14 protein-coding genes are annotated in these 17,348 nt (G+C 69.7%); 11 read left to right on the forward strand and 3 right to left on the reverse strand.

The window, feature by feature from the left end; genetic code table 11:
* The first annotated feature begins 3 nt into the window (after positions 1-3).
* On the forward strand, positions 4-1,083 hold the full coding sequence (locus ACWDLG_RS04850) for an inositol-3-phosphate synthase (protein WP_354919231.1): 1,080 nt from the start codon (positions 4-6) through the stop codon (positions 1,081-1,083).
* A gap of 246 nt (positions 1,084-1,329) precedes the next feature.
* Here ACWDLG_RS04850 and idi read toward each other — a convergent pair whose 3' ends face one another.
* Complete coding sequence (gene idi / locus ACWDLG_RS04855; protein ID WP_449916007.1) at positions 1,330-1,920, reverse strand: isopentenyl-diphosphate Delta-isomerase; 591 nt, start codon at positions 1,918-1,920, stop codon at positions 1,330-1,332.
* Positions 1,921-2,037: 117 nt separating this feature from the next.
* On the opposite strand from idi, the gene ACWDLG_RS04860 reads away from it, so the two are divergent.
* Positions 2,038-3,324, forward strand: coding sequence for an MFS transporter (locus tag ACWDLG_RS04860; protein ID WP_449916010.1), 1,287 nt, complete (start codon positions 2,038-2,040; stop codon positions 3,322-3,324).
* 5 nt (positions 3,325-3,329) lie between these two features.
* Here ACWDLG_RS04860 and ACWDLG_RS04865 read toward each other — a convergent pair whose 3' ends face one another.
* Positions 3,330-4,733: a CCA tRNA nucleotidyltransferase gene (locus ACWDLG_RS04865; protein ID WP_449916012.1), complete on the reverse strand. Its 1,404-nt coding sequence runs from the start codon at positions 4,731-4,733 to the stop codon at positions 3,330-3,332.
* 110 nt (positions 4,734-4,843) lie between these two features.
* Between ACWDLG_RS04865 and ACWDLG_RS04870 the strand changes: the two genes are divergently transcribed.
* The 8 genes from ACWDLG_RS04870 to trxA all read left to right on the forward strand — a co-directional run bounded on the left by ACWDLG_RS04870 (position 4,844) and on the right by trxA (position 13,686).
* The gene (locus ACWDLG_RS04870) at positions 4,844-5,365 is read left to right on the forward strand and encodes a YbaK/EbsC family protein (RefSeq protein WP_449916014.1); all 522 of its coding nucleotides are present in this window, start codon (positions 4,844-4,846) and stop codon (positions 5,363-5,365) included.
* A gap of 46 nt (positions 5,366-5,411) precedes the next feature.
* Positions 5,412-7,547, forward strand: coding sequence for a DUF6049 family protein (locus ACWDLG_RS04875; protein ID WP_449916016.1), 2,136 nt, complete (start codon positions 5,412-5,414; stop codon positions 7,545-7,547).
* Positions 7,544-9,154 (forward strand): murein biosynthesis integral membrane protein MurJ, encoded by a 1,611-nt coding sequence (gene murJ, locus ACWDLG_RS04880; RefSeq protein ID WP_449916018.1) that lies wholly within the window; start codon positions 7,544-7,546, stop codon positions 9,152-9,154. Before ACWDLG_RS04875 ends, murJ begins: the two co-directional genes overlap by 4 nt.
* A gap of 221 nt (positions 9,155-9,375) precedes the next feature.
* The gene (locus ACWDLG_RS04885; protein ID WP_449916021.1) at positions 9,376-10,872 is read left to right on the forward strand and encodes a protein kinase family protein; all 1,497 of its coding nucleotides are present in this window, start codon (positions 9,376-9,378) and stop codon (positions 10,870-10,872) included.
* A gap of 5 nt (positions 10,873-10,877) precedes the next feature.
* Positions 10,878-11,489 (forward strand): RNA polymerase sigma factor SigM, encoded by a 612-nt coding sequence (gene sigM / locus ACWDLG_RS04890; protein ID WP_354919254.1) that lies wholly within the window; start codon positions 10,878-10,880, stop codon positions 11,487-11,489.
* Complete coding sequence (locus ACWDLG_RS04895) at positions 11,479-12,309, forward strand: anti-sigma factor family protein (protein WP_449916024.1); 831 nt, start codon at positions 11,479-11,481, stop codon at positions 12,307-12,309. Before sigM ends, ACWDLG_RS04895 begins: the two co-directional genes overlap by 11 nt.
* 115 nt (positions 12,310-12,424) lie before the next feature.
* Positions 12,425-13,357, forward strand: a complete 933-nt coding sequence (gene trxB, locus ACWDLG_RS04900; RefSeq protein WP_354919259.1) for a thioredoxin-disulfide reductase — start codon at positions 12,425-12,427, stop codon at positions 13,355-13,357.
* A gap of 14 nt (positions 13,358-13,371) precedes the next feature.
* The gene (gene trxA, locus ACWDLG_RS04905) at positions 13,372-13,686 is read left to right on the forward strand and encodes a thioredoxin (RefSeq protein ID WP_312895737.1); all 315 of its coding nucleotides are present in this window, start codon (positions 13,372-13,374) and stop codon (positions 13,684-13,686) included.
* 1,318 nt (positions 13,687-15,004) lie between these two features.
* Here the strand turns inward: trxA and ACWDLG_RS04910 are convergent.
* On the reverse strand, positions 15,005-15,622 hold the full coding sequence (locus ACWDLG_RS04910) for a GNAT family N-acetyltransferase (protein ID WP_354919262.1): 618 nt from the start codon (positions 15,620-15,622) through the stop codon (positions 15,005-15,007).
* Between the two features lie 262 nt (positions 15,623-15,884).
* Here ACWDLG_RS04910 and ACWDLG_RS04915 point away from each other — a divergent pair, with 262 nt between their 5' ends.
* Positions 15,885-17,117 carry an aminotransferase-like domain-containing protein gene (locus tag ACWDLG_RS04915; protein ID WP_354919306.1) on the forward strand — a complete coding sequence of 411 codons (1,233 nt, stop codon included), beginning with the start codon at positions 15,885-15,887 and terminating at the stop codon, positions 17,115-17,117.
* Positions 17,118-17,348 lie beyond the last annotated feature (231 nt).

Consider the following 17,348-nt stretch of genomic DNA (forward strand, 5'->3'; position numbering starts at 1 on the left):
GCGATGGGTTCGGTACGCGTAGCCGTTGTCGGTGTCGGCAACTGCGCGGCGTCGCTGATTCAGGGCGTTCACTACTACAAGGACGCCGACCCGGACACACGAGTGCCGGGTCTGATGCACGTCAAGTTCGGCGACTACCACGTCGGTGACATCGAGTTCGTCGCCGCTTTCGACGTCGACGCCAAGAAGGTCGGCCGCGACCTGTCCGAGGCGATCGTCGCCAGCGAGAACAACACGATCAAGATCACGGACGTGCCGCCGACCGGTGTCATCGTCCAGCGTGGCCACACCTTCGACGGTCTCGGCGAGTTCTACCGCGAGATCATCGAGGAGTCCGACGAGGCGCCCGTGGACGTCGTGCGGGTGCTGAAGGACGCCCGGGTGGACGTGCTGGTGTCCTACCTGCCGGTGGGCTCGGAGGAGGCCGACCGCTTCTACGCCCAGTGCGCGCTCGACGCCAAGGTGGCGTTCGTGAACGCGCTGCCGGTCTTCATCGCCTCCGACCCCGAGTGGGCGGAGAAGTTCACCGAGGCGGGCGTGCCGATCGTCGGCGACGACATCAAGTCGCAGGTCGGCGCCACCATCACGCACCGCGTGATGGCCAAGCTGTTCGAGGACCGCGGGGTCGAGCTGCTGCGCACCTACCAGCTCAACTTCGGCGGCAACATGGACTTCATGAACATGCTGGAGCGCAAGCGGCTCCAGTCGAAGAAGATCTCCAAGACGCAGTCCGTCACCTCGCAGATCCCGCACGAGATGGCCAAGGCCGACGTGCACATCGGCCCGTCCGACCACGTGCCGTGGCTCGACGACCGCAAGTGGGCCTACGTCCGCCTGGAGGGCCGCTCGTTCGGCGACACCCCGCTGAACCTGGAGTACAAGCTCGAGGTGTGGGACTCGCCCAACTCGGCGGGCGTCATCATCGACGCGGTACGCGCCGCGAAGATCGCCCTCGACCGGGGGATCGCCGGGCCGATCCTGTCGGCCAGCTCCTACTTCATGAAGTCGCCGCCCGAGCAGTACTCCGACGAGGAGGCCCACGAGTACGTGGAGAAGTTCATCCGCGGCGAGGTGGAGCGGTAGTCCTCCCGTACGGCAGGCCGGCCTGAGCGCCGACGTCTCGTCGTGGCCGGGCGCTGTCCCCGTGCGCCACTCCAGCGCACGGGGTCCCCGCCCCGACGGCGAGACGTTGCGCGTTTCCGGGGTACGCCGTGACGGCGGCCGGCCACGGGCGCTCGGTGAGCGTTTCCCTGGAGGGACGCCGGCCCCGCGCCTCGGGTGGCGCCGGCGGCGGCGTGCCGTAACCGGAGATCCCCCGTTTCCGCGGGCTCAGGAGAGCGGGCGGGCGGCCGGGGGCAGCTCGGCGGGCGCGGCGGGGGACCAGGCGAGCGGGTCGGCCCCGAGGTCGTCGAGCTGGGGCACCTGGTCGCGGCACCACGGCGAGATCGCCAGCAGCCCCGACATCACGCCCGAGGCGAACTCCTTCCACGGCATCCACACCACCTCCCCCACCTCGTCGGGGTTCGGCCGTACCGGCGCGCTCGTCAGCACCCGGTAGACGGGGCACAGCTCGTGCTCGACGACGCCGTTGGCCATCACCGCCCGGTAGGAGAAGCGGGGCAGCATGAGATCGACGCGGTCGACGACCATGCCGAGCTCGTAGGAGAGCCGGCGCAGCACCGCGTCCTGGAGGGGCTCGCCCGGCAGCGGGTGGCCGCAGCAGCTGTTGGTCCACACGTCCGGCCAGGTGACCTTGTGAGAGGCCCGCCTGGACAGCAGCACCCGGCCGTCCTCGTCGAAGACGTAGCTGGAGAAGGCCAGGTGCAGCGGCGTGTCAGGACCGTGTATCGACGCCTTGGGTGCGGTGCCGATCGCGTTGCCTTCGCCGTCGACCAACACCACGAGTTCGTCAGGAGTCACAGTCTGTAGCGTACGTGATCATGACGCTGGGCCGGAACACTTTTACCCACCTGTCACGTGACGTATCTCAGGGTCGACCCCGATGTCCGGACGTGGGGCGAAGGCTAGGCTTGCGTCGTGTCTTATGCCGCCGATCTCCAAACGGTCCTGAAGGGGCGCGACTTCAGGCGGTTGTTCTTCACCCGCCTGGTCTCGCAGTTCTCCGACGGGATCTTCCAGTTCGGCGTCGCGGGTTTCGCGTTCTTCAGCCCGGAGAAGCAGACCACCGCGCTCCAGGTGGCGATCGGCCTGGCCGTGCTGCTGCTGCCGTACAGCGTGCTCGGTCCGTTCGTGGGCGTCTTCATCGACCGCTGGTCGCGGCGGCAGATCCTGGTGGTCGCGCCGATCGTGCGCGGCGGGCTGCTGCTGGTCGCCGCGGCGTTCGTCGCCGCCGGCCTGCCCGACGAGTACTTCTACGCGGCGGCGCTCGGCGTGCTGGGCGTCAACCGGTTCTTCCTGGCCGCGCTGGGCGCCTCGCTGCCGCACGTGGTGCCGAGGGAGCAGCTGATGATGGCCAACGCCGTCACGCCCACCTCCGGCACTGTCGTCACCTTCGTCGGCGCGGGCTTCGGCATCGTGCTGCGCTGGGTGTTCGGGGCGGGCCCCGGCGGCACCGCGCTGCTGCTGGTCACCTCGGGCGTGGTGTTCGGGCTGAGCGCGCTCATCGCCCGCACCATGCACCGGTCCCTGCTCGGCCCCTCCTACGACCCGGACCGGCCGCAGGCGCGCGAGGCCCTGCGCAACGTGGTCAGCGGTCTCGTCGACGGCGCCAGGCACCTGATCCACCACCGCGCGGCCGCCGCCGCGATGGGCGCGATGGCCACCCACCGCTTCATGTACGGCATGGCGACGGCGATGGGCATCATCCTTTACCGCTACTACTTCACCGACGGCGACGCAGACGCCGCCCTGTCGGGCATCAGCATCGTGCTGGTGACCTCGGGCTTCGGCTACTTCCTCGCGGTGGTCATCACGCCGTGGGCCACCGAGCGCATGCCCATCGAGCGCTGGGTGCCGACCATGCTGGTCACCGCGGGCGTGCTGAGCGCGATCCTGATCATCCCGTTCCAGCCGTGGGGCCTGTGGATCGGCGGCTTCGTGCTGGGGGTGACCGGGCAGAGCGTCAAGATCTGCGCCGACACCAGCGTCCAGCGCGACGTCGAGGACGCCTACCTGGGCCGGGCCTTCTCGATCTACGACATGCTGTTCAACGGCATGTACGTGCTGGCGGCGGCGCTGTCGGCGGCGATCCTGCCGGCGAACGGCAAGTCCCTCGTAGCCGTCGCGATCATGGCGGTCGGCTACGTGCTCGGCGCGGTGATCTACCGGATCGTCACGCCGACGCGCTCTCCCCAGACTCTGTAGACCCGCTAGAAGCCGTTCTCCCCCGCCCACTCCAGCAGCGCCTGCGTGGCGGCCTCCTTGCCGATGACGCCCTTGTCGAGGCGCAGCTCCAGCAGGAACTTGTAGGCCTTGCCCACGGCAGGGCCAGGGCCGACACCGAGGACGCGCTGGATCTCGTTGCCGTCGAGCTCCGGCCTGATCTTCGCCAGCTCCTCTTCCTCCGCCAGCCGTTCGATGCGCTCCTCGAGCTGGTCGTAGGTGCGGGAGAGCACCTGCGCCTTGCGCTTGTTGCGCGTGGTGCAGTCGGCCCTGGTCAGCTTGTGGAGGCGCTCGAGCAGCGGGCCCGCGTCGCGCACGTAGCGGCGCACCGCGCTGTCGGTCCACTCGCCGGTGCCGTAGCCGTGGAAGCGCAGGTGCAGCTCCACCAGGCGGGAGACGTCGGCGACGACGTCCTTGGGGAACTTCAGCTCCGCCATCCGCTTCTTGGTCAGCTGCGCGCCCACCACCTCGTGGTGGTGGAAGGAGACCCGGCCACCGGGCTCGTGACGGCGCGTCTTGGGCTTGCCCACGTCGTGCATGAGCGCCGACCAGCGCAGGATCCGGTCGGGCTTGCCGTCCTCCTCCTGGGCGATGGCCTGTTCGAGCACGATCAGCGTGTGCTCGTAGACGTCCTTGTGGCGGTGGTGCTCGTCGATCTCCAGGCGGAGCCTGGGCAGCTCGGGCAGCACGTGCGCGGCCAGCCCCGTCTCGACGAGCAGGCGCAGGCCCTCCCGGGGCATCGCGCCGCAGACCAGCTTGTCGAGCTCGTCGCGGATCCGCTCGGCCGAGACGATCTCGATGCGGTCGCTCATCGCGGCCATCGCGGCGACGGTCTCCGGCGCGACCGTGAAGCCGAGCTGGGCGGCGAAGCGGGCGGCGCGCAGCATGCGCAGCGGGTCGTCGCCGAAGGACTGCTCGGGCGTGCTGGGCGTGCGCAGCGTCCTGGCCGCCAGGTCGTCCCGCCCGCCGTAGGGGTCGACGAACTCGTGGCCCGGCAGCCGCACCGCCATCGCGTTGACGGCGAAGTCGCGGCGCTCCAGGTCGGCCTCGAGCGTCTCGCCGTACATGACCTCGGGCTTGCGCGACTTGGGGTCGTAGGACTCGCTGCGGTAGGTGGTGATCTCGAGCAGCCAGCCGCCCTTGCGCACGCCGATCGTGCCGAAGTCGATGCCGATCGTCCAGACCGAGTCGGCCCAGTCTCTGACGATCTCCAGGACCCGTTCGGGACGGGCGTCGGTCGTCAGGTCGAGGTCGTTGCCGATACGGCCCAGCAGGATGTCGCGCACGGAGCCGCCCACCAGGGCAAGCTCGTGCCCGCGGGCGGCGAAGAGCTCGCCGAGTTCGTTGGCGACGGGAGCGATTTTGCGGGAGATCTCTATTGAGTCGGACAAGCTGGGTAGGTCCTTCTATTGCGGAACATATCCCCCGAGCCACACCGGGTCCGGGTTACCGTCGGTCAGAGACCGTCGGGGGCCCATGGAACGAGGCAAGGAGCGTATATATGAAGGACGCCCTCGCGATCCACCGCTGGCTCCTCGCACACCAGGTCCATCATGAGATCGTACGCCTTCCGCGCCCCATGACGTGCGCCGAAGAGCTGCCCTCGGCGACCTCGTCCGCACCCGGGCGGTGCGTGGCCGTGACGGTGTTCGAGCGCCACTCGAGGCTGGGCCGCGAGGCGGTGGCCGTGGTCTCCACGGTCGCCGACCTGCCCACCGCCCACACGGTGGGTCTGCTGCTGGGTTCGACGAACGTCAGCCCGGCGCCGGCGTTCGCGATCAACGCGTCCACCGACTACGCGGCCGGACTGGTATGTCCGCTCCTGCTCCCTCTCGAGCTGTTTGTCCTTGTGGACGAGCGGATCCCCGCCGACGGCGGCCTCGTCTTCACGCCGACGGGCGAGCGCCACACCGCACTGCGGTTGCACGCCCTCGACCTCCTGCGACTCGTCCGCGGCAAGACCGTGGACCTCGGCCTGATCCGTCCCAGGGGAACCCGTGAGGCGGTCGCGCTCCGGCACTGAGCCCGTACCATGGCGGCGTGCGTCGAACTCCTCCACGGGCAGAAGCGTGATCCGTAAGACCACGCTGCTCCCGGTCCTCATCGCGGCGTTGCTCTCCGCCTTCGTCGTGACGCCGGCCGGTACGGCTGCCGCCGCCACCGTCACGGCGCAGCAGGTCAGGGTGACGATCGAGTCGATCACGCCGGACGTGCCGCGCAAGCCCGCCGACGAGATCAAGGTCATCGGCAAGCTGACCAACACCGGCACGACACCGCTGGCCGCCCCGATGATGCGGCTGCGCCCTGCCCGGCAGCCGTTCTCGAGCAGAGCCGCCATGGAGGAGTACCTGGCGGGCGGCTTCGTCTCCGACTACGGCGCGGCCCACTCCGTGATCACTCTGCCCGCCATCGCGCCCGGCGGCACGGCCGCGTTCGAGCTGAAGACCACTCCCATGGCGCTGACCCTGTCCAGGTTCGGCGTCTACCCGCTGGGCGTCGAGCTGCTGAACGCCGGGCTGCCCGTCACCACCGTCCGCACGTTCCTGACGTACGCGCCGCCGAACGCCAAGCCGCCGAAGAACAGGATCGCCTTCGCGCTGCCGATCATCGATCAGCCGCGCCGCGGTCCCGACGACGTCTTCATCGACGACAACCTGCGCACCTCGCTGCTCGGCAGCGGCCGTCTCGCCGACCTGCTGCGCATCGCGAAGTCCCAGCCGAAGAACGTCACCTGGTTCGTCGACCCGGCCCTGCTCGACGACGTCCATGCGATGTCGGCCGGCGAGCAGTACAAGGTGCGGCCCAAGGCGGGCGGCGAGATCAAGCGGCCGCGCGACACGGCGGCGGCCCAGTGGCTCGACGAGCTGCGGGCGGCTCTCGCCACGCAGAACGTGGTGGCCACGCCGTACGCGGACCCCGACGTCACGGCGCTGGCGCACCAGGGGCTCGACGAGGAGACCGCGAAGGCCATCACGATCAGCGCCGCGAAGGCCAGGACGCTGCTCAAGCGGGACGTGCCCACCGCGACCGCGTGGCCGCCGGCGGGCAAGATCGACGATGACGCGCTCGACCTGCTGACCGTCGGCGGCGTCACCACGGTCCTGCTGGACGCCGACAACCTGACCACGAGCGCGCGGCCGAACCCGACGGCCGACGCGGCCCTGACCGTGCCCCCCGCGGTCACGCCCGACGCCGCGACGACGATCGACAGCGTCTCGGGGCCCGTCAGGGCGCTGGTCGCCGACCCGGGGCTGAGCCGCACGCTGGAGCTCCAGAAGGGCGTGCCGGGCTCGTCGACCCTGCAGAAGCAGCGGTTCGTGGCGGAGACCGCGATGATCGCCGGCGAGCAGGGCGTCAGCGCGCCCCGGTCGCTCGTCGTGGCGCCCCCGCGCCGCTGGAACCCCAACCCGACCCACGTGACCAACCTGCTGAAGACGGCCGCGGGCCTGCCGTGGCTCACCGGCGTGCCGCTCACCTCGATCAAGCAGACCAAGGCGTCCGCCCCGCGCGCGGGGCTGACCTACACCGACGCCGACCGCAAGGCCGAGCTGAGCAGGAAGTACCTCGAGTCGGTGAGGCGGGTCGCGGGCAAGGCCGCGCTCACCTCCGGCATCACCTCCGAGCACGCGCCGTCCGCCTTCGACACGGCGGTGCTGCGGCTGACCTCCTCGGCCTGGCGGGTCAAGTCCGGCATCGGCGCCAGGGAGGCCAAGCAGGTCGAGGCCAAGGTGGGCGAGAGCCTCGCGAAGGTCTACATCACCGGCTCGGCGCAGGGCAGGACGCGCTCCCTGGCCGGCCAGGAGGGCCAGATCCCCGTCAGCGTGAAGAACGGGCGCGACGAACCGGTCTCCCTGACCGTGCAGGTCACCTCCGACTCCACCGACCTGCTGGAGATCGTCAGCGACGGCAAGCCCCAGCGGCTCGACATCGGCCCGGGGCAGAGCGGCACGATCCAGGTGAAGATGCGGGTCAAGGTGAGCGGCGACTCGCTCGTCACCATCCAGCTGCGCACTCTGGACGGCAAGGCCTACCAGAAGCCCGCCAAGCTGACGATCAGGACGACGGGCTACACCCAGATCGCGCTGGTCATCGTCGGCGGGGCGCTGTCGGTGATGCTGGCGGCCGTGGTGATGCGAGTGCTCAGGCGCAGGTCGGAGCGGCGCGTGGCGAAGACGGCGAAATCTAGGGAGAGCGAGCGCGTATGAGCCGCATGCTGCGAGCCAGCGCCATCATGGCCGCGGGCACGCTGGTGTCCAGGGTCACCGGTTTCGTCCGCACGATCATCTTGGCCGCGGCGATCGGCACCGGCCTCATGGGCGACGCCTACCAGGCCGCCTACACGATCCCCTACAGCATCCTCGACCTGCTCATCCTCGGTGTGCTGAGCAGCGTGGTCGTGCCGATGATCGTGCGAGCCCAGCGGGAGGACCCCGACGGCGGCAGGGCCTACGAGCAGCGGCTGCTCACGCTGTCTACGCTCGCGCTCACGGTCGTCGCCGTGCTGGCCGTCCTGGCCGCCCCGCTGCTGATCGACCTGTACACCGACTGGCGGGCGGGCTCGCGGGAGTTCGCGGTCGCGGTCTCGCTGGCCAGGTACATCCTGCCGCAGCTGGCCTTCTTCGGCGTCGGGGCCATCGCCGGCGCCATCCTGAACACCCGGGACAGGTTCGCCGCGCCGATGTGGGCGCCCGTCCTGAACAACGTGGTCGTCATCGGCGTCCTGCTGGCCTACATCGCCGTCAGCACGGCCAGGGGCGACATCTCGAAGGTCACCGAGGGCGATCTGGCGCTGCTCGGGCTCGGCACCACCGCGGGCATCGTGGCCCAGGCCCTCGTGCTGATCGTCTCGCTCAGGCGGGCCGGTTTCTCCTTCCGCCCCCGCTTCGACGTCCGCAACGCCAGGCTCGGCGAGATGGGCAGGGCGGGCGTCTGGACCATCGGCTACGTCGTGGTGACCCAGCTCGGCCTGATCCTCACGACCAACCTGGCCACCGCGGCCAGCAAGGTGGCCCCCGGCCACGGCATCGCCGCCTACAACTTCGCCTTCCAGCTCTTCCAGCTGCCCTACGGCATCATCGGCGTCTCCGTCATCACCGCCATGCTGCCGAGGATGAGCAGGTCGGCGGGCGAGGGCAGGCTCGACGAGCTGCGCTCCGAGTTCGCCTCCGGGGTACGGCTGGTCGGCTCGGTCATGGTGCCGATCTCGCTGCTGCTCATGGTGCTCGGCCCCGCGATGACGGTGCTGATCTTCGGCCACGGCGACACCTCCTCGGAGAGCGCCGTCTACATCGGCAACGTGCTGCAGGTCTTCGGCCTGGCGCTGGTGCCGTTCTCGATCTTCCAGCTCCTGCTGCGGGTGTTCTACAGCTTCGGCGACACGCGGACGCCGGTTTTCGTGGGCGCGGGCACCACCGCTGTCAACGCGGTGCTCATGCTCGTGGCCTCCTTCACGCTCCCCGCGGAGTACGTCGTCATGGGGCTGGCCTTCGCCTACACCGTGGCGTACACGGTCGGCGCGACGGTGGCGTGGATGATGGCCAGCCGGCGCGTGGGCGGTCTGGGCGGCTGGACCGTCGGCTCGGCGCTGACCAGGATGTACGTCGCCGCCATGCCCACGGCCGTGCTCGCGCTCGCCGCCGTCTGGGGCGTCCAGCAGGCCTTCGGCATCCTGGGTACGGTCAACGCGCTGATCATTCTGGGCGTCGGCGGCGGCCTCGGCGGCGCCCTGTATCTGGTCGTCGCGCACAAGATGCGTATCCCGGAGGTCAACTCGATCGTTGGAATGGTCGCGGGGCGGGTAGGCCGGTACTAATGAGAAACGTGGCTATCAGACTGCCGCGTTCCCATGTCGCAGCTGAGCGCCCGTATCGGCAGTCCAGCGGCCACGTTTCTCATTAGTAAGAAGCGCGGGAGGAACCGGCGCGGCACTACCATGGTGCCCGACACGTGGCAAAACGGAAGCAGGAGGGGCGTGGGCGGATCCACCCGACATCGCGTGCCTGCGTGGAGGGACGTCACGCAGGTGATCGAGTCATGAGCGGCGCCTCAACGGTTGAGCCAGGAACCCGCCTCGCGGAGCGCTTCCGTCTGGAGGACCGTGTCAGCGAGTCGGAGGGGGCCACCCTCTGGAAGGCCATCGACGAGATCCTCGCGCGCCCTGTCGCGGTGCACACCTTCGATCCCGACTTCCCTCGCGTCACCGAGGTGGTGACCGCCGCCCGCGCCGCGAGCAGGCTCACCGACCCCCGGCTGACCCAGGTGTTCGACGCCGCCGAGGACGGCGAGCTGGCCTACGTGGTGAGCGAGTGGGTCACCGGCGACTCGCTGTCCGACCTGCTGGCCGGCGGCCCGATGGAGCCCGAGCGCGCCGCCGCCCTGGTCGCCGAGGCGGCCGAGGCGCTGGCCCACGCGCACGAGCACGACCTCCACCACCTGTGCCTGCACCCCGGCAAGCTCGTCTGGACCACCGGCAACACGGTCAAGGTGCTCGGTGTCGCCGTCGACGCGGCCCTCGCCGGGCTCACCACCGACGATCCCGCGCGCGACGACGCCGAGGGGCTCGGCCGCCTGCTCTACGCCGGCCTGACCGGGCACTGGCCGGGCGACGAGGAGGAGGGCGGGCTGCCCGCCGCCCCCATGACCGACGGCCACTTCTGCACCCCGCGCCAGGTGACCGCGGGCGTGCCCGGCTACCTCGACACCATCACGTGCCGGGCCGTGCTGCCCGAGTCGCGCAGGGGGCAGAGCGCGCTGGCCACTCCCGCGGAGATGGCCGAGGCGCTGGCCGACGTCGCCAGGCCGCTGCCGATCCCCTTCACGCCGGCTCCCCCGCCACCGCCGCCGCCCGCCCCCACCGTGGCCTCCCGCTCGGAGGGGATGGAGATCCGGCAGCAGCTCTACGTGCCCGCGCCGCCGAAGCAGCCGAGCACCCTCAACCGGGCGCTGATGACGTTCCTCGTGCTGCTGGTGATCGCCGCCGTGGGCGTCGGCGCGTGGACGCTCGGCCGCAAGCTCGGCAACCCGGGGCAGCAGCCGCCGGTCGCCGAGAGCTCGGCGCCGCCCACGCCGACGGCGGAGCCGCAGATCGTCAAGCCGTCCACCGCCACCGGCTTCGACCCGCTCGGCGACGACCGCGCCGAGCATCCCGAACTCGCCAAGGACGCCATCGACGGCAAGCCCGACACCTTCTGGAACACCACGAAGTACGTCAGCGCCACGCTGGGTAACCTGAAGCCGGGCGTGGGCCTCATGCTCGACATGGGGAAGCCGACGAAGATCGCTGATGTGATCGCGACGCTGTCCGACAGCCCCGGCGCCACCGTCGAGCTGAAGGTCGGCAACTCCGCCGATCTCAGCTCGCTGAAGACGGTGGCCAAGCAGAAGGACGCCTCGGGCAAGGTCACGCTGACGCCGGGGGAAGCCGCAACCGGTCAGTACGTTTTGATCTGGTTTACGCGTCTTCCCGCGGAGGACGGGGCGTTTCGTGGCACCATCTATGACGTAGTGGTGTATTCCCCCGGAACGGCATAAACCTTGTGAATTCCCCACCCGAGCCACCCTCTGACGCCGAGCTGCTCACCCGGCACCTCGACGGGGATCAGCATGCGTTCAGTGAGATCGTCAAAAGGCACCGAGACCGCATGTGGGCGGTCGCCCTGCGCACGCTCGGCGACCCCGACGAGGCGGCTGACGCCGTACAGGACGCGTTCGTCTCCGCCTACCGGAAGGCGCACAGCTTCCGCGGCGAGGCGGCCGTCACCACCTGGCTGCACCGCATCGTGGTCAACGCCTGCCTCGACAGGATGCGCCGCAAATCCGTCCGGCCCGTCGCCGACGACGAGCTGATCGAGGCGGCCGAGCGCGACACCCCGATGCCCGACCAGACCGGCGAGCGCGAGGTCTCCATGGAGGTTTCGGCCGCGCTCAAACTCCTTCCCGCCGACCAGCGGGCCGCGCTCGTCCTCGTCGACATGATGGGCTACTCCGTCGAAGACGCAGCTCAGGTGCTGTCCGTGCCGAGCGGGACGGTGAAGAGCCGATGCGCCCGCGGTCGCGCGAAACTTGCCCCAATTCTTTCGCATCTACGGAACCGAACCGACCTCACTCGCGTCTCATCCGCGAAGGGAGCAGAACTTCGTGACGGGTGATACGCACTACGATCTGGAGATCTTGGCCGAGCTGGCCGAGGGTCTCCTGGACGCTGCCACAGCCGAACAGGTACGCGAACATCTCGCGGTTTGCGACCCCTGCGGGGAGCTCCTGGCCGACCTGGCGGCGGTTCGCGAGGTGCTCGCGGCGACTCCCACCCCGGCCATGCCGATGGGCGTCGCGATGCGAATCGACCAGGCTCTTGCTCGTGAGGCTTCCGGGGGGCGTGTCGGCCTCGTGGAAAGTCCCGACTGGGATGAGCTGACCCGACAGGCACCGCCCGAGCCGGTACGGCTGGGCGTCGTCGCCGACGACGGCAGCATCGTCCCAGCGCGATCCCGACGCTCCGCACGCCGGCGCAGATGGGCCATGCCCGCTGTCGCGGCGGCCGCGGCGGCGGTCGTGGTCGGCACGGCGGCGGTCGGAACGACCATCCTGGCGGGCGGCGGCGACGCCCCTGTGGCGAAGCAGACCATGGCCCAGCCACAGCCGTCCGAACCGAGCCTCGGCTACGTCGTGACGGACACCGACTACAACTGGAGCTCGCAGGACCTGCGCCAGCCGCTGCAGGTCTTCTTCGGCCCCGCGCCCGCCTCCAAGGGCGGCGGCGTCGACGCCAGGGTGACCGCCTGCGTCACCAAGGTGTCCAACCGGAGCAGGCTCAAGCCCTTCATGGTCGACCAGAGCGAGTTCAACGGCCAGGAGGCCCTGATCGTCGCCTCCTGGAAGGACAAGGTCGCCCAGCGCGTCCGAGTCGACGTCGTCGACCCGTTCACGTGCAAGAACATCGTCAAACCCACACTGGGCAGCTGGAACTAGCGCCAAGCAGAAGGGCCCGCCACGGCGGGCCCTTCCTCTTTGTGGGCAGGTGGGAATCAGCGGCGCCTAGGATCTGTTGACGCCACTGGCAAACAGAGAAGGAAGGCGTGGAGCGTTGAGCGACGTCCGGAATGTGATCATCATCGGTTCGGGGCCCGCAGGGTATACCGCGGCCGTCTACTCCGCACGCGCCGAACTCAAGCCTCTGGTCTTCGAAGGCTCCGTGACCGCGGGCGGCGCGCTCATGAACACCACCGACGTGGAGAACTTCCCCGGGTTCCCCGACGGCATCATGGGCCCCGACCTGATGGACAACCTGCGCAAGCAGGCCGAGCGCTTCGGCGCCGAACTGGTCGCCGACGACGTGGTCGAGGTCGACCTGGAGGCCAACCCCAAGGTCGTCAAGACCCACACCGACACCTACTACGCCAAGTCGGTCATCCTGTCGATGGGCTCCGGCTACCGCGAGCTGGGCCTGCAGAACGAGAAGCGACTGTCCGGCCACGGCGTGTCCTGGTGCGCCACCTGCGACGGGTTCTTCTTCCGCAACAAGGACATCGTGGTCGTCGGAGGCGGAGACACCGCCATGGAGGAGGCCATCTTCCTCACCCGCTTCGCGCGCATGGTGACCGTCGTCCACCGCCGCGACGAGCTGCGCGCCAGCAAGATCATGCAGGAGCGCGCCTTCGCCAACGAGAAGATCCGCTTCGTCTGGGACTCCGAGGTCACCGACGTGCTCGGCGACGACAAGGTGACCGCGGTCACGCTGCGCAACATCAAGACGGGCGAGGAATGCGAGCTGGCCACCGACGGCCTGTTCATCGCGATCGGCCACGACCCGCGCACCGACCTGGTCAAGGGGCAGATCGAGCTCGACGACGAGGGATACGTCAAGGTGGCCTCGCCGTCCACCGAGACCAACATCCCCGGCGTGTTCGCCGCCGGCGACGTGGTCGACCACACCTACCGGCAGGCCATCACGGCGGCGGGCACCGGCTGCTCGGCGTCGCTCGACTCAGAGCGCTGGCTCGCAAGCAACGAGAACTAACGAAGGAGCCCACTGTGAAGGCAGTCACCGACGCCTCGTTCGAGGCGGACGTCCTCAAGAACGACAAGCCCGTCCTTGTCGACTTCTGGGCGGAGTGGTGCGGCCCGTGCCGCCAGGTCGCGCCGATCCTCGAGGAGATCTCGAAGGAGTACGGGGACAAGCTGGAGATCGTCAAGCTGAACATCGACGAGAACCCGAACGTGCCTCGCGACTACGGTGTGCTCCAGATCCCGACCATGAACGTCTACAAGGGCGGAGAGGTCGTCAAGCAGATCATCGGCGCCAAGCCGAAGGCCATGCTGCTGCGCGAGCTCGACGGCATCATCTAGCCGTACTCGTCACCGAGCCCCGGGAGTCGACCGACCCTCGGGGCTCGGTCGTTGTCGGGGGCGTCGTCCCACACGTCGCGTCCGCCGCGCGGGAGGCTCCTGCGTGCGGCTGTCCTGGAGGGACGGACATCGCTCCGCCACGTTCGGCCCCGCCTCCAGGCACCCCGAGCCACGCCGGAGACGATCAGGGCCGCCTTAACGCCACGGCTCCCCCCTTCGGAACCCCGGCATAGTCAGCCCCCGCCCTTCGGAAACCCCCAGCCACATCGGGGACGGCCGCGACCGCACACGACCCCGCGCCCCGTCCTCCGGGAAACCCCGGCCGTGCGCGGGACGATCAGGCCACACCCGACCCCGCGACGCCCGCCTCCAGGAAACCCAGGCACACCAGGGATGATCACGGCCGCACTTAACGCCGCGGCCCGCGCCCTTCGGAACCCCGGCAGTGCCGGGGACGGCCGCGACCGCACCCGACTTCGCGACCCCCTGTCCTCCCGGAACCCCGGCCACGCGCGGGACGATCAGGCCACACGATCAGGCCACATCCGACCCCGCGACGCCCGCCCTCCGGGAAACCCCCACCAGGGACGATCACGGCCGCACGCGACTCCGCGACACCCGCCCTTCAGGAGCCCCAGCCGCGCCGGGGACGGCCGCGACCGCACCCGACCCCGCGACGCCTGTCCTCTGGAACCCCAGCCACGCACAGGACGATCACAACCCCACACGACGCAGCAACCCCGTCCTCCAGCAAACCCCGACCGCACCGGGGACGATCACGGCCGCACTCGACTCCGAGACCTAGGCTCTTCGGGAACCCCAGCCACACCGCGATCACGGCCGCACGCCACCCCCGCGACCCCGCCGTTCCGGAACCCCCGCCGCACCCAGGACGGTCGGGACCGCCTCCGACCCCGCGACCCACGCCCTTCAGGAACCTCAGCCACGCACAGGACGATCACGACCCCACACGACGCGGCAGCCCCGGCCTCCAGGTAATCCCAGCCACACCAGGGACGATCACGGCCACACTTGACGACGTGGCCCCCCGACCGGCCTGTGTGGCGGTCGCGGCCGCGCTCGACGGACGCCCTTCGGGGGACCGGCCGGCCGGGGGATGGTCAAGGGTGAGAGCCGTCGCTTGTGCCGTTCAGGAGGCCCCAGCCGACCGGGGACACCTGGCCGTGCGGGGGATCACCGCCGGTCTGGGAACCGTGGTGGCCGTGGCCCAAGCCGTCGGTCGTGCGTGCCCCCGCCGGTTCCGGGCGGTGAAGGGCGCGGCCGAGGCCGTCGCCGTGCGAGCGGCCCCAGAAGCGCGTCAGACGGGGCGGAGGGCGCGCTCCGGGGTCATGGAGCCCAAGAGGCGTTCCAGGGCCACCTCGACGTCCTCACGCCACGAGATGGCCGTCTTCAGTTCCAGCCTCAGCCGCGGGAACCGCAGATGCGGGCGAACCGTCTTGAACCCCACCGACAACAGGTACTCGGCGGGCACCACGCAGCTCGGCTCCTCCCACTTCAGGTCGCCGAACGCCTCGATCGCCCGCACCCCGCGCCGCGTCAGGTCCTTCGCCACTCCCTGGATGAGCATGCGCCCCAGCCCGCCGCCCGAGAACTCGGGGATGATGTGGGCGGTCATCAGCAGGACGGCGTCCGCGCTGACCGGCGATGTCGGGAACGCCACCGACCGCGGGCTGTAGAGCGGCGGGCTGTACAGGACGAATCCGGCGGGCACCCCGTCGACATAGACGATCTTTCCGCAGCTGCCCCATTCGAGGAGCGTCGCCGAGATCCAGGCCTCCTTCTCCAGGCCCGGGTCGCCCGTCTTCACCGCCCGCTCCCCGCTGACGGGGTCGAGTTCCCAGAAGACGCACTGCCGGCACCGGCGCGGCAGATCATCCAGGTTGTCCAGGGTGACATTGGCCAGCCGACGCGACAACTCTGCCCCAATCGTTGCTTGGCGGAAAAGCGCGCGATTACCGCGTCCTCAGCTGGCATCGTAGCTCAGAGGCGCATTCGCCAGAGGACTCTCCCGGTCGAGGGCGAGTCACGGCTTTGACGTACTCTGGTCTCTCGGCCCCCATTTGACACCTAGGAGGTGGACCGTGACGGAAGAAGAGACGGATCACGGTCGGACGCCCGTGACCCAAGGGTCGCGCATCGACGCCTATGTCGATCGGTACGCGGCACGAGCTACCGGGATGGTCGCCTCCGAGATTCGAGCTCTCTTCGCCGTCGCGTCGAGGCCCGAGGTGGTCTCGCTCGCCGGCGGCATGCCGTACGTCACGGCCCTTCCCCTCGACGTCGTGGGCGAGCTGGTCTCCGACCTGGTCGCGCGCCGGGGCCCCGTCGCCCTCCAGTACGGCTCCGCGCAGGGCGATCCGCACCTGCGCGAGCAGATCTGCGAGGTCATGCGGCTCGAGGGCATCGAGGCCAGCCCTGACGACGTCGTGGCCACCGTCGGCTCGCAGCAGGCGCTCGACCTGATCACCCGCATCTTCATCGACCCGGGCGACGTCGTGCTCGCCGAAGGTCCCTCGTACGTCGGCGCACTGGGAACATTTGCCGCATATCAGGCGAAAGTTGTCCATATCGCGATGGATGACCAGGGACTCATTCCCGAATCGCTCGCGCAGACGATTTACGCGTTGCGCGCCGCGGGAAGCCGTATCAAATTCCTTTACACGATCCCGACCTTCCACAACCCTGGCGGCGTCACGCTCAACACCGCCCGCCGCCAGCAGGTGCTCGACATCTGCCAGCGGGCCGGGATCCTGATCGTCGAGGACAACCCGTACGGCCTGCTCGGGTTCGACGGCGACCCCATGCGCACCCTCCGCGCGGACAATCCCGACGGAGTGGTGTACCTCGGGTCGTTCTCCAAGACGCTCGCCCCCGGCTTCCGCGTCGGCTGGGCCCTCGCCCCGCACGCCATCCGCGACAAGCTCGTCCTCGCGATGGAGTCGGCGGTCCTGTCCCACTCGACGTTCACTCAACTCGCCGTCGGGCAGTACCTCGCGACCCAGCCGTGGCGCGAGCAGATCAAGTCGTTCCGCGAGCTCTACCGGGACCGCCGCGACGCCATGCTCACGTCGCTGGAATCGCTGATGCCGCCCGGCGTCACCTGGACCCGCCCCGGAGGCGGGTTCTTCGTCTGGGCGACCCTCCCCGAAGGGCTCGACTCCAAGGCGATCCTGCCGCGGGCGGTGGCCGAACGAGTGGCGTTCGTGCCGGGCACCGGGTTCTTCTCCGACGGCAGCGGGGCCAGGCACATGCGCCTGTCGTTCTGCTACCCGAAGCCGGACCGGATCAGGGAAGGGGTGCGCAGGCTCGCCGGGGTCATCGAACAGGAGATCCAGCTCCGCGACACGTTCGGCACCGGGTCCGTTCCCGCCCCGCACGGCGTGGACACGCCCGGACCTGATCTGGCCTGAGATCCGCTCATCCAGTGGTACGGCCGGCACCCCGTTCGGGGGGTGCCGGCTGTTTCACTTTCTTGCAGGAGAGCGATTCTGCGGAGCGGGAGGTCGAGGGGCTCGACGGTCGGATTCCGCCCGTGGCCCCTGGCAAGACGCGCTACCGGCCGTGGGCTTGGCGGTCCGATCCTGGCCGTGGGCGTGGTGAGCCTGTGGGCGTGGTGAGCCTGTGGGCGTGGTGAGCCTGTG

The organism is Nonomuraea sp. NPDC003727, assembly GCF_053586935.1.

Coding starts and splice junctions, on each gene's coding strand:
- ACWDLG_RS04850 (WP_354919231.1), top strand. CDS start 4: ATGGGTTCGGTACGCGTAGCCGTTGTCGGTGTCGGCAACTGCGCGGCG.
- ACWDLG_RS04870 (WP_449916014.1), top strand. CDS start 4,844: ATGAAGGACGCCCTCGCGATCCACCGCTGGCTCCTCGCACACCAGGTC.
- murJ (WP_449916018.1), top strand. CDS start 7,544: ATGAGCCGCATGCTGCGAGCCAGCGCCATCATGGCCGCGGGCACGCTG.
- ACWDLG_RS04885 (WP_449916021.1), top strand. CDS start 9,376: ATGAGCGGCGCCTCAACGGTTGAGCCAGGAACCCGCCTCGCGGAGCGC.
- ACWDLG_RS04915 (WP_354919306.1), top strand. CDS start 15,885: ATGGTCGCCTCCGAGATTCGAGCTCTCTTCGCCGTCGCGTCGAGGCCC.